Origin of the sequence: Serratia sp. CY83965 (assembly GCF_052166375.1) — a bacterium.
Taxonomy (GTDB): domain Bacteria; phylum Pseudomonadota; class Gammaproteobacteria; order Enterobacterales; family Enterobacteriaceae; genus Serratia; species Serratia marcescens.
On record NZ_JBJNOV010000001.1, the window covers coordinates 1,334,822 to 1,347,058 of the forward strand.

General features: G+C 59.1%; 13 protein-coding genes. 3 read left to right on the forward strand and 10 right to left on the reverse strand.

Annotated elements, in window-relative coordinates:
* Positions 1 to 11: 11 nt before the first annotated feature.
* The 4 genes from ACJ8PL_RS06780 to ACJ8PL_RS06795 form a co-directional block, all read right to left on the reverse strand.
* Positions 12 to 1,403, reverse strand: coding sequence for an L-cystine transporter (locus ACJ8PL_RS06780; RefSeq protein WP_016927986.1), 1,392 nt, complete (start codon positions 1,401 to 1,403; stop codon positions 12 to 14).
* 181 nt (positions 1,404 to 1,584) lie between these two features.
* Positions 1,585 to 2,133, reverse strand: a complete 549-nt coding sequence (locus ACJ8PL_RS06785) for a metal-dependent hydrolase (RefSeq protein ID WP_004931456.1) — start codon at positions 2,131 to 2,133, stop codon at positions 1,585 to 1,587.
* Positions 2,134 to 2,555: 422 nt separating this feature from the next.
* On the reverse strand, positions 2,556 to 3,221 hold the full coding sequence (gene hxpB / locus ACJ8PL_RS06790) for a hexitol phosphatase HxpB (protein ID WP_016927985.1): 666 nt from the start codon (positions 3,219 to 3,221) through the stop codon (positions 2,556 to 2,558).
* Between the two features lie 63 nt (positions 3,222 to 3,284).
* Positions 3,285 to 4,565, reverse strand: coding sequence for an HdeD family acid-resistance protein (locus ACJ8PL_RS06795; RefSeq protein WP_234214204.1), 1,281 nt, complete (start codon positions 4,563 to 4,565; stop codon positions 3,285 to 3,287).
* A gap of 185 nt (positions 4,566 to 4,750) precedes the next feature.
* On the opposite strand from ACJ8PL_RS06795, the gene ACJ8PL_RS06800 reads away from it, so the two are divergent.
* Complete coding sequence (locus ACJ8PL_RS06800; RefSeq protein ID WP_004931453.1) at positions 4,751 to 5,311, forward strand: YniB family protein; 561 nt, start codon at positions 4,751 to 4,753, stop codon at positions 5,309 to 5,311.
* 35 nt (positions 5,312 to 5,346) lie between these two features.
* Here the strand turns inward: ACJ8PL_RS06800 and ACJ8PL_RS06805 are convergent, their stop codons facing one another.
* The 6 genes from ACJ8PL_RS06805 to ghoS form a co-directional block, all read right to left on the reverse strand.
* Complete coding sequence (locus ACJ8PL_RS06805) at positions 5,347 to 6,216, reverse strand: fructosamine kinase family protein (RefSeq protein ID WP_004931452.1); 870 nt, start codon at positions 6,214 to 6,216, stop codon at positions 5,347 to 5,349.
* Between the two features lie 236 nt (positions 6,217 to 6,452).
* Complete coding sequence (locus tag ACJ8PL_RS06810) at positions 6,453 to 7,307, reverse strand: metal ABC transporter permease (RefSeq protein ID WP_261105372.1); 855 nt, start codon at positions 7,305 to 7,307, stop codon at positions 6,453 to 6,455.
* Positions 7,307 to 8,167: an iron/manganese ABC transporter permease subunit YfeC gene (yfeC, locus tag ACJ8PL_RS06815; RefSeq protein WP_049300231.1), complete on the reverse strand. Its 861-nt coding sequence runs from the start codon at positions 8,165 to 8,167 to the stop codon at positions 7,307 to 7,309. The genes ACJ8PL_RS06810 and yfeC overlap by 1 nt, the downstream gene beginning before the upstream one ends.
* The gene (locus ACJ8PL_RS06820; RefSeq protein ID WP_442530989.1) at positions 8,167 to 9,057 is read right to left on the reverse strand and encodes a manganese/iron ABC transporter ATP-binding protein; all 891 of its coding nucleotides are present in this window, start codon (positions 9,055 to 9,057) and stop codon (positions 8,167 to 8,169) included. The genes yfeC and ACJ8PL_RS06820 overlap by 1 nt, the downstream gene beginning before the upstream one ends.
* Positions 9,054 to 9,998, reverse strand: a complete 945-nt coding sequence (locus tag ACJ8PL_RS06825) for a metal ABC transporter substrate-binding protein (protein ID WP_079449311.1) — start codon at positions 9,996 to 9,998, stop codon at positions 9,054 to 9,056. Before ACJ8PL_RS06825 ends, ACJ8PL_RS06820 begins: the two co-directional genes overlap by 4 nt.
* Positions 9,999 to 10,129: 131 nt before the next feature.
* Positions 10,130 to 10,429 carry a type V toxin-antitoxin system endoribonuclease antitoxin GhoS gene (ghoS, locus tag ACJ8PL_RS06830; RefSeq protein ID WP_016927977.1) on the reverse strand — a complete coding sequence of 100 codons (300 nt, stop codon included), beginning with the start codon at positions 10,427 to 10,429 and terminating at the stop codon, positions 10,130 to 10,132.
* Between the two features lie 109 nt (positions 10,430 to 10,538).
* Here ghoS and ACJ8PL_RS06835 point away from each other — a divergent pair, with 109 nt between their 5' ends.
* Both ACJ8PL_RS06835 and ACJ8PL_RS06840 read left to right on the forward strand, forming a co-directional pair.
* Positions 10,539 to 11,204 (forward strand): transglycosylase SLT domain-containing protein, encoded by a 666-nt coding sequence (locus ACJ8PL_RS06835; protein ID WP_004931439.1) that lies wholly within the window; start codon positions 10,539 to 10,541, stop codon positions 11,202 to 11,204.
* A 307-nt stretch (positions 11,205 to 11,511) separates the two neighbouring features.
* Positions 11,512 to 12,237: a gluconate 2-dehydrogenase subunit 3 family protein gene (locus ACJ8PL_RS06840; protein ID WP_033640515.1), complete on the forward strand. Its 726-nt coding sequence runs from the start codon at positions 11,512 to 11,514 to the stop codon at positions 12,235 to 12,237.

Consider the following 12,237-nt stretch of genomic DNA (forward strand, 5'->3'; position numbering starts at 1 on the left):
CTGAGACGGCGTTAGCGGTGAGCCAGTTCGACTTCGTCTTCGCTGTCCATCACGGCTTTGTCGGTTTGCTTCATCAGCTGGCTGGTGATGGTGCCTGCCGCCATGGAGCCGTTGACATTCAGCGCGGTGCGGCCCATGTCGATCAACGGTTCGACCGAGATCAGCAGCGCGACCAGCGTCACCGGCAGGCCCATCGCCGGCAGCACGATCAGCGCGGCGAAGGTGGCGCCGCCGCCCACACCCGCCACACCGGCGGAGCTGATGGTGACGATGCCGACCAGGGTGGCGATCCACACCGGATCCAGCGGGTTGATGCCGACGGTCGGCGCAACCATCACCGCCAGCATCGCCGGGTAGAGGCCCGCACAGCCGTTCTGGCCAATGGTGGCGCCGAACGACGCCGAGAAGCTGGCGATGGATTCCGGCACGCCCAGACGACGGGTCTGCGCTTCCACGTTCAATGGAATGCTGGCGGCGCTGGAGCGGCTGGTGAAGGCGAAGGTGATCACCGGCCACACCTTGCGGAAGAACTTCATCGGGTTCACGCCGGTGAAGGCCAGCAGGATGGCATGTACCACGAACATGATGGCCAGGCCGATGTAGGAGGCCACCACGAAGCTGCCGAGCTTGACGATGTCGTGAATGTTGGAACCGGCGACCACTTTGGTCATCAGCGCCAGCACGCCATACGGCGTCAGCTTCATGACCAGACGCACCAGCTTCATCACCCAGGCCTGCAGGGTGTCGATAGCCACCAGCACGCGCTCGCCTTTCGGCTTGTCGTCTTTCAGCAGCTGCAGCGACGCCACGCCGAGGAAGGTGGCGAAAATCACCACGCTAATGATCGACGTCGGGCTGGCGCCGGTCAGATCGGCGAACGGGTTTTTCGGGATGAACGACAGCACCATCTGCGGCACGGTCAGGTCGGCCAGTTTGCCCACGTAGTTGGTCTGGATCGCCGTCAGGCGCGCGCTTTCCTGCGCGCCCTGCACCAGGCCTTCGGCGGTCAGACCGAACAGGTTGGTGACCAGCACGCCCACCAGCGCCGAGATCAGCGTGGTGAACAGCAGCGTGCCGATAGTCAGTACGCTGATTTTGCCCAGAGAAGAGGCGTTATGCAGCTTGGCCACCGCGCTCAGGATCGAGGCGAACACCAGCGGCATGACGATCATTTGCAGCAGTTGCACATAGCCGTTGCCGACGATGTTGAACCAGCTGATGGATTCTTTCAGTACCGGGTTGTCGGAGCCGTACACCAGCTGCAGGCCCAGACCGAACACCACGCCGACCACCAGGCCGACCAGCACTTTTTTCGCCAGACTCCATTGCTTGTGGCGGGTTTGCGCCAGCAGCAAAAGGAGCGCGACAAACACCAGCACGTTAATCACGAGCGGAAGATTCATCCCCAATGTCTCCAATAATCTTTCTTATAAAAACGACAACGCATCACGTATGTCGCGATGTAAATATCGTAACAGTTTGCCGAGTGGCCCACTTATATCCAAATGGAATTTGATATAGCTTTTTGTGTGTTTTTGTTTGTTTTATATACATCAAGGTGATGGGTTAAGCGTTTTTTTGTGATCAGAGTCTGATATTTCTGATTTGCTCGACATAGGATTGCACCGGCAGGGTGAAATCACCTTGCCAGCAGATGGCAAACGCCACCAGGCACAGACACAGCACCCGCTCCAGCTGGTTACCTTTTTGCGAGTTGAGCAGCGGCAGGCGAAAACGCCAGCGGCATGGCCACAGCAGCGGCACGCCGGCGGGGGTGAGCATATCGGCCAGCAGATGGCTGAAGTAACCGATGATCATGGCGTGCAGCGCGTCGGCCGGGATCGGCCAACTGCGCGGCACGTCCAGCTGGAACAGCGCCATGCCGCCGGCGATCGCCAGCAGGCTGTGGGTGAAACCGCGGTGGCCGAAGGCGCGGGCGATGGGCAAGGCGATCCAGCGCAGGCGCTGGCCCAGCACCGACTTGGGGTGATCGATGTCCGGCAGCAGCGAGGTCAGCAGCGCGGCGGGTATGATGTGCCACCAGTCGCCGGTAGCCAGCTCTGGCGTCACTTCCGCCTTCTTGGCGAAGATCGCGCAAGCGACAGAGAATATAAGGTGTCCTTCCGCGGTCATGCTGTTGCGATTCCGGCTGGTAAACTGTTAATTTATCCAGTATATGGGAAAATTCCCAGTAGTGGAAGCAGTTACCCTGTAACTAATTGTTTGTTTTTCCCTGTTTTACAACGGCTTGTTACGGCAATGCGTAACAAATCATCGATTTTGACGGGCGAGAATAAAAAGCGGGCAATGGGCGATGCATTAAGATGAGAAAAAAGGACGGTGGCTTGGCGTGTGGCGGGAGGAAGCGGCGGCCCTAAACAGCGCTGCGTGGCAGTGACAACGCTCCGCGGACCGTCGCTTTCCTGCCGCCCAGCATAATAATAACAACATGCTAATTCAATAATAATGAAACGCTGTTTTGTTTATTTTGCGGTACGGATCCCTTTTATGGCGCAGGGCGGCAAACGCAGGGCGCCGGCGGCCGGCGCCGCTGGTCAGGCAAAGTGAGCGGCAGTGAGCTGTTCCAGGGTCTCCAGCTTGTGGTCTGCCAGCGCCCAGCGCGGATCGTGACGGTATTCGGCCGCCGGGATGACGATGGAACGCATGCGCGCGGCCTTGGTGGCGATCATGCCGTTAAAGGAGTCTTCCAGCGTGATGCAGCGCAGCGGATCGCTGCCCAGGCGTTCGGCGGCGATCAGGTAGACCTCCGGGTGCGGCTTGCTGTATGGCAGGTATTCGGCGGAAACCAGCTGATCGAAGTAACCTTCAAGATCGAACATCTTCAGCACCTGCCGTTGCATGTGCAGCGGCGAGGCGGAGGCGAGACCGATGTTCAGCCCCTGGCGGCGGCACAGCTCCAGCGCCTGCTGAACGCCCGGCAGCAGCGGGCGCGTCTCGTGCACCAGCTCGATGGCGCGCTCGATAATCCGCGCCGACACCTCATCGAGCGAAACCCCTTGCCACGGCATCGCCTGGTACCACATCTTCACCACCAGATCGATGCGCAGCCCCAGCGTGTCCGGCAGCTTGTGACGATCGGACAGATCCAAACCCAGCGCACCGAAGATATCCAGCTCGGCCTGCAGCCACAGCGGTTCCGAGTCGATCAACAAGCCGTCCATATCAAAAATTGCGGTTTCAATGCGTTGCGAATAAGCCATTAGCGGTTAACTCCTGTCGGCGCGGGTGAATGTGCCGACACTCTATCATCGCCGGCGGCGAGACTAAAATCTTTGCCTGCGCGAGTGGCTTTTGCCAAAGCGAAGGATAGTCCACATTTCGCGCAGCTTTAGCCACCAACGTTGGTGCTGGCGCTCGGTAACCTGTTGCAACATGCGCGCATAGTCCAGCACCAAGCCTGGCGTCCAGGTCATGCTTTCGCCACGGCTGCGCAGTACCGCCAGCATCCACAGGTTGGGATCCAGCACCAGCAGCAGAAAACGGCGCCACAGATGTTTATCGCCCAGCACGCCTTCCAACGCGCTGTCGAGCGCGCCGATGACCGTGGTGGAGCAGTTGCGCCGAGTCAGGTTGTAGGTGGCGTCCTGCCGATAACGCAGCCAGAATGCGCGCAGCGCCGCCGGGTTATAGCGATAGAACTGAATTTTCTTGTCCGGTGGGCACCAACTGGCGATCTCGCCCGGCAGGTCGGGCAGAAAGCGCCCATCGACGTTGTTTTGATCGCCGGCATGCAACAACTGGCGGAAATCTTGAACGGAATGGCTGATGTCGTTGAGCGGGTAGTGACTGATATACACATCCGGCGCGAGCGCCAGGGCGGCGTGACCGGTGGAGATATTGCCGCCGCCGTCGACCGCCGCGATGTATCGGTCGACGATGTAACGCCGGCGCGGATCTTTAGCCGCACCAATCGGTGTCCAGACATACACCGTGAGCGGCGCAGTCTCATCCTCCGGGGGCGGTGGCTGCCGCGCGGGGTGCTGATTCAGAGAGAAGTTTGTCAGTCTGCGGGCGATACGCAATAAGGCCCAGCCGGAAAGCACCATCATCACGCCGAGGCAAAAGGGCACCGTCATCCGATGCGGCGCCGGCCAGCCGACAAAAATCATCAATGAAAGCAGGATCTCGCCGCCGCCCGCCAGCGCCACGCCTTTCCATCGACTGTGCTGAATCACCGTGGAGGAGGCGATGCGCACGGCGCCGTCAAGCAGCAGTGCACTGCCAAACACCACGGTGGCGACGATGTTATCGTCTGCGGGCACGTCCAGCATTAAAAAAGCCATAAAGACAAAACCCAATCCTTTCAGCAGCACCGGCCTGCTGGCCGAAGAGCCGATCACCAGCGCGGCGGATACCGCCACCAACCCCTCCAGCGCCAGGATGACCGCCAGCGCATCCAGCGCCAGCACCGACCGGCCATCCTGCAGTATGTCGAACAGCATCAGCGCCCCTGCGGCTATCCACAGCCAACCGAACAGCACCAGCAGGCGGCGCTGGCCATGCAGCGCCTGCGCGCCCAGCAATAAGATAATCAGTCGAATCATGGCGGCCTCTGCCCGAATGGATAACGTTATCTCTTCAATGATAGTGTGCCGGCGCGGTTAAGTTTTTGATTTCGACTAATTCGGCTAAGCTTGTAGCACAGCGGGAATGAAGAAAACGGTGGGCGAGTTTCGCCAACTGCAGGTAGACTTAGCCGATTCGGTTACGTCGCTAACAAGGGGAACACATGACGTATCAACAGGCCGGGCGTATCGCCATTTTGAAACGCATTCTCGGATGGGTGGTTTTTATCCCGGCGTTGCTGTCGACGCTGATTTCCGTGCTGGGCTTTATCTATCAGCACAGTGAAAAAACCAAAGGCATCAACGCAGTGATGCTGGATTTTGTCCACGTGATGGTGGATATGGTGCGTTTCAATACGCCGTTCCTGAACCTTTTCTGGTACAACTCGCCGGTGCCTGACGTGGATAAAAGCCTGTTCAGCGGCGCCAATTTGATGTTCATCATCATCTATATATTGATCTTCGTCGGGCTGGCCTTGCAGGCTTCCGGCGCGCGCATGTCACGTCAGGTCAAGTTCATTCGCGAAGGGCTGGAAGATCAGATGATCCTGGAGCAGGCCAAGGGCAGCGAAGGGCACACGCGCCAGCAGTTGGAGGAGCGTATCACGCTGCCGCACCACACCATCTTCCTGCAGTACTTCCCGCTGTACATCCTGCCGATCGTGATTGCGGTGATCGCCTGGTTCGTGATCCGCTTGTTAGGGCAATTGGCCGGCGCGGCCTGAGCCATCAACGGGGCGCCGCTCGGCGCCCCGGAACGTTATGACGCCTCCGGCTGCAACAGCGCCTCCACCGCGCGTTGTGCAGCCACCAGATGCTGGCCGCCGAACAGGTTGCTGCGGTTGAGCAGGTAGTACAGCTGATACAGCGGCTGGCGCTCGATAAACCCGGCCCCCAGCGGCCACACGCTCTGATAGCCGTCGTAGATCTGCGGCGGCAGCTCCGGATACAGCGGCAGCATCGCCAAATCGCACTCTCGATCGCCCCAGTAACTGGCCGGGTCGAACAGAATCGGCCCGTGGGCGGTCATCGCGCAGTTGCCCGGCCACAGGTTGCCGTGCAACAGAGACGGTTGCGGCTGGTGGTGCTGCAAGCGCAGATACACCCGATCGACAATGTCGTCGATATCGCCGAAGGTCATGCCTTTCTCCGCGGCCAGCTGCAGCTGCCAGCCGATGCGCTGCTCGGCGAAGAATTCCGACCAGCGGCGCTGCCAGGCGTTGGGTTGCGGGGTGGTGGTCAGATCGCTGTCGAAGTCGAGACCGAACTGCGGTTGCTCGCTCCACTGGTGCAAATGCGCCAACTGCTGGCCCAGGCAGTAGGCGCCGTGAGCATCGAGGGGTTTCAGCTGCTGATACTCCAGCAGCAGGAAGCTGTAGTCGCGATCGCTGCCGACGCCGTACACTTCCGGCACCCGCACGCTTTTGCTGCGCGCCAGCAACGCCAGCTGATCGGCTTCGGCGGTGAATATCGGCAGTTGTTCCCGGGCGTCGCATTTCACGAACACCTCGTTATCACCGTAACTCACGCGCCACGCCGGGTGAATGTCGCCCCCGGGCAGTTCAATCCTTTCGCGTATCTCTGCGCTGCCAAGATGTTCACTTAACAGACGACTAACGGCTTGCCACATGGTATCTCCCCCTCTGTGCTGCCTGATAATTCATTAGGTTAGCGTCTTTCCCGTGGTGAAAACACGACGCGGCGCACAGCCGGCGTCAAAGGCGGCGATTTTTTCAACGGCTCGCCAGCTCAAAGTATATACCCTATTGATTAATTTAAGCGCAATACCGGTTGCAACTTGATGACAACGGATAAGCGAGGGAAAGATAGGATGCGGCGGGGAACCCCGCCGCATCAGAGGGGCGTTTAACTGCCCATCGGGGCTTTTTTGTTACCCTGTAACGGACGCAGCTTGCTGTACAACAAGGCGACAACGAACAGCACGGCCTGCACGATGACGATGCAGGGCCCGGTGGCGCCGTCGATGTGGAAGCTGATCAGGGTGCCGAGCACGCAGGAGAACACCGACACCACCGTCGCCGCCATCAGCATGCGATCAAACCGGCGGCACAGCATAAAGGCGATGATGCCGGGGGCGATCAGCATGGCGATCACCAAAATCACCCCTACGGCCTGCAGCGAGGCGACGATGGTCATCGCCAGCAGGCACAGCAGCCCGTAGTGCAGCAGCTTGACCGGCAGGCCAATCACCCGGGCGTGGTGCGGGTCGAAACAGTACAGCATGAAGTCTTTGCGCTTGAGCAACACCACCGCGAGGGTGATGCCGGCAATCAGCAGGGTTTGCTTCAGCTCGCCGTCGGTGATGCCCAGCATGTTGCCGAACAGAATGTGGCTCAGGTGCTGGTCGGTGTCGATGCGCGAGAACAGCACCAGGCCGAAGGCGAACATGCCGGAGAAAACGATGCCCATCACAGTGTCTTCTTTCACCCGGCTGTTCTCTTTCAGGTAGCCGGTGGCCACCGCGCAGAAGATGCCGGAAAGGAAGGCGCCGATCGCCAGCGGAATGCCGACCACGAACGCCACTACGATGCCGGGCAGCACCGCGTGCGAGATGGCATCGCCCATCAGCGACCAGCCTTTGAGCACCAGATAGCAGGAGAGCACGGCGCACACCACGCCGGTAACGATGGCGGCGACGATCGCTCGCTGCATGAACGGGTAGGCGAAGGGTTCGCTGAGCAGTTGGTAGAGCGTGTCCATCAGCGGCCTCCGGTTTGCGAATGCGCCACGCGACGTTTTGCCGCCAGCAGGCCGTGTTTCGGCGCGAAGAAGAACGCCGCCAGGAACACCAGCGTTTGCAGGGTGACGATCACGCCGCCGGTGGCGCCGTCGAGGAAGAAACTCAGATAGGCGCCGACGCCGCTGGTCAATGCGCCGATGATGATGGCGATGATCACCAACCGGCTGAAGCGGTCGGTCAGCAGGTAGGCGGTGGCGCCCGGGGTGATCACCATGGCGATCACCAGAATGGCGCCGACGGTTTGCAGCGCGGCGACGGTGCAGGCGCTGAGCAGGGTGAAGAACAGGATCTTCAGCTTTAGCGGCGACAGGCCGATCGACACCGCGTGGCTTTCGTCAAAGAATACCGCCAGCAGGTCTTTCCACACCAGGCACAGGATCAGCAGCGAAACGCCGATGATGATTTCCACCTGCAGCACGTCTTCGTCGGCGATGCCGAGGATATTGCCGAAGATGATCGACTGTACGTTGACCGAGGTGGGGTTGAGCGACACGATCAGCAGGCCGACGGCGAAGAAGGTGGAGAAGATAAAGCCGATGATGGCGTCTTCGCGCAGCCGGGTGATGTGGCGCACCAGCGTCATCGCCAGCGCCGCCAGCATGCCGGTGAAGAAGGCGCCGGCGGCGTAGGGCAGGCCGAGGGCATAGGCGCCGGCCACGCCGGGCACCACCGAGTGCGACAGCGCATCGCCCATCAACGACCACCCTTTCAGCATCAGATAGGCGGACAGGAACGCGCAGGCGGCGCCGACGATGGCGCTGACCCAGATGGCTTTCACCATGTAGTTATAACTGAAAGGTTGCAGCAGAAGGTCCAGCATCAGGATTGTTTCTCCCTGGCCTGGCTGTTGGCCGGCGGATCGCTCTTGGTGTGGCCGTAGAACACCGCCGGGCGTTCATCGTCGGTCAACACCGTAACGGTACGCGGATCGTTGTCGTCGTGCAGATCCGGACCGGAGAGGTTGATATGGCGCAGCACGCCGCCGAACGCCTGCTCCAGGTTGCTCTGCGTGAAGGTGGTTTCGGTCGGGCCGGCGGCCAGCACCGTGCGGTTGATGAGGATCACCCGATCGCAAAACTCCGGCACGCTGCCGAGGTTGTGGGTGGAGACCAGGATCAGATGCTCCTCGTCGCGCAATGCGCGAAGCAGCTCGATAATGGCATTCTCGGTTTTCACATCCACGCCGGTGAATGGCTCATCCAGCAGCAGCACAGTGCCCTGTTGCGCCAACGCGCGCGCCAGAAACACGCGCTTTTTCTGGCCGCCGGACAGCTCGCCGATCTGCCGGCCGCGCAGCTCGCTGAGGCCGACGCGCTCCAGCGCCTTGTCGACCCGCAACCTGTCCTCACGTGACGGAATGCGCAGGAAATTCATCTTGCCGTAGCGGCCCATCATCACCACGTCTTCCACCAGCACCGGGAAGTTCCAGTCGACGTCTTCGGTTTGCGGCACGTAGGCGATCAGGTTCTTTTTCAGCGCGTCCGCCACCGGTTTGTCGCTCAGCGAAACCCGGCCGCTGGTGGGTTTGACCAGCCCCATGATGCTTTTGAACAGCGTCGATTTGCCGCTGCCGTTGACACCGACCAGCGCGCAGATCGAACCGCCGCTCAGGGTAAAGCTGGCGTTGTGAATGGCGGTGTGTCCGTTGTTGTAGGTCACGGTGACGTCGTCCACGTTCAACTCCGGGCGGGCAAACGGTTCATGGGTCATTGATCGAATCCTTTGGCGATGGTTTGCACGGTGGTGTTGAGCAGGTCGATGTAGGTCGGCACTGGGCCATCGCGAGTGGACAGCGAGTCTACGTACAGCACGCCGCCGTATTTGGCGCCGGTTTCTTTCGCCACCTGCTTGGCCGGCTTGTCGGAAATGGTGCTCTCGCTGAACACCACCGGAATATGGTGGGCGCGCACGGCGTCGATCACCCGGCGCACCTGCTGCGGCGAGCCTTGCTCATCGGCGTTGATCGGCCACAAATAAACCTCTTTCAACTGATAGTCCTGCGCCAGGTAGCTGAAAGCGCCTTCACTGGTCACCAGCCAACGCTGTGCGGCCGGAATGCGCGCCAGGCGTTCGCGCAGCGGGGCGTCCAGCGCGCCGATTTTCTCTGCGTAGGCCTTGGCATTGCGGTTATAGGTTTCCGCATTGGCCGGATCGTGCTCCACCAGCGCCTTGCGAATGTTCTCGATATACACCAGCGCGTTGCTTGGCGACATCCAGGCATGCGGGTTCGGGTTGCCGTTATAGGGCCCTTCGCGGATCGGCAGCGGGGTAATGCCTTCGGTGACTACCGCCGCCGGCACCTGCTTGATGTTTTCGAAGAAACGCTGGAACCAGCGCTCCAGGTTCATGCCGTTCCACAGGATCAGGTCGGCGTGCTGCGCCTTGACGATGTCGCGCGGGGTCGGTTGATAGTCGTGGATCTCGGCACCCGGCTTGGTGATGGATTCCACCACGGCGGCGTCACCGGCCACGTTCTGGGCGATATCCTGAATGATGGTGAAGGTGGTCACCACGCGCAGCTTTTTTTCCGCCAGCGCGTTTTGACTGACCAAGGCGGCGCCGAGCAGCAGGCAGGCGAGCGTAAAAGGGCGTAACAGTGCGGCAGCGCGGGAAGGGCGACTGCGATGAAAAGCGCAACTTATCAATGGCATGATGACGTCTCCTGGTTCAAATGAAAATGATTATCAATATCAATTGAAGCGAAGTCAAGCGTCACTTGCCCACCGCCGGCGGGGTATTTCTCCAACTGAAAAAATAATACCGTCCGGGGAGTTATAGCATTTTATGTATCAGTATGTAACCGCTGAAGGTAGTCCTCACAGCTGCATATCGCCACCTCCGGCTGTTTTCCCAATGCCAACTGCCCGAACCCCTGCGCCAGGCGCAGTACATCCTCTTGATCCAACACGGTTATGAACGCAAAACTGTTGCTGCCGAGTTCGTGGTGAACGCCATTTTCGTCTGTCACCGACGTGACAAAACCTTCGCGCGTCAATTGCCCGGTCAGCTTCGCCAGGTCGGTTAATCCCGCTTCCTGATAGCGAAAAGTCACCACAAAGCAGCTTGTTGCAGATTGACTCATAAATCACCTCTTGGTATATGGATAGCTTGAGATTAGCCCAAAAAATTACTGCAGGTGTCCTTACAAGTTGTATATGCTACGCAACTCATTGAAAGGAGTGAGGGATTCTGTGAAAACAAAAATAGGTTGCCTTACGGCAATTTTACTTTTGTCGGGGTGCGCCAAAGACCCGCAAACGGCAAGCAATATTTCAGGCAGTGGCACAACGCGCGGCGGTTGGTTAAAACCCCCTCCGCAGGCACCGGTAAACCGCACGGGCACCCCGGTTGCTTATAACGATTACATTCGTCAGGCGGCCAGCAACTATGGCGTTGACGAAACGCTGATTAAAGCGATTATTCAGGTGGAGTCCGGGTTTAACCCGAACGTGGTCAGCACCTCGAACGCAGTGGGATTGATGCAGCTTAAGGCTTCTACCGCCGGCCGCGACGCCTATCGCATGAAGGGACGAAGCGGGCAACCCAGCTCGCGTGAGCTGAAGGATCCGGCGGTCAATATTGATCTGGGAACGGCCTATATCAATATTCTTCAAAGCCAGCAGCTAGCCGGGATCAACAACCCACAGACTTTACGTTACGCCACTATCGTTTCGTACGTGAACGGGGCGGGCGCCATGTTGCGCACCTTCTCCTCGGACAAGCGCGTGGCGGTCAATCGCATCAATCAGATGAGCCCGGATGAGTTTTATCAGCACATCCAGAAAAAGCACCCGGCGCCGCAGGCGCCGCGCTATTTGTGGAAGGTGACCACCGCCTATCAGGCGATGTCGCAGTAATCCTCTTTTTTGTCGAGTCGGCCGCTTAACGCGGCCGATTTTGTTTTCGGCACCGTTCCAGTGCGCGACCCACCTCTCATTTTTCGTTATTTCCTCACCGCTTATCGGAAAAACCGCACAAAAAGTTAAATTTACGTTAGCAGATAAATCTTTACGTTCATTCAATAAGTTACCGGTAACATTTTTGCTTTTGTGCGCATTCTGACCTTCAATAAATATACAAATAAGTAACAAATTATTTTAAAAACCCGTATCGATCGCAAGGTTGCGGTTAAATAGTTGTGACTATCTTTGGATGGAATGTGACATGTCGAATCATAAAACCAACAATTCGCGGCGCGATTTCTTGTTGAAATCGATGACCTTAATTCCTGCGGCGGTAATTGGTGGCAGCGGCGTTGGCGCGCTGACGGCACCGACACCGGCGGTCGCGGCCTCGAACACCTCAACGCAGAACGATTACCAACCGACCTTTTTCACCCCGGAAGAGTGGGCCTTCATCAAGGCTGCCGTCGCGCGCCTGATCCCGGCCGACGAACGCGGCCCCGGCGCGCTGGAAGCCGGCGTGCCGGAGTTTATCGATCGCCAGATGAATACCCCGTACGCCACCGGTTCCATCTGGTACATGCAGGGGCCGTTCAACCCCGATGTGCCGAAGGAAATGGGCTATCAGCTGCCGCTGGTGCCCAAGCAAATCTACAACCTCGGCATCGCAGACGCCGACGCCTACAGCAAGAAAAACGCCGGCAAACCCTTCGCCGAACTGGATGGCGCGCAGCAGGACGCCCTGCTGCAAAAGTTCGAGTCCGGCGAGGCGGAGTTCCAGCAACTGCCGTCGAAACTGTTCTTCTCCTATCTGCTGCAAAACACCCGTGAAGGTTTCTTCAGCGATCCGATCCATGGCGGCAACAAAGACATGGTTGGCTGGAAGCTGATTAATTTTCCGGGCGCGCGCGCCGATTTTATGGACTGGGTTGAGCGAGGGGAGCGTTATCCCTTCCCGCCGGTCTCGATTCGTGGGGAGAGGGGCTAA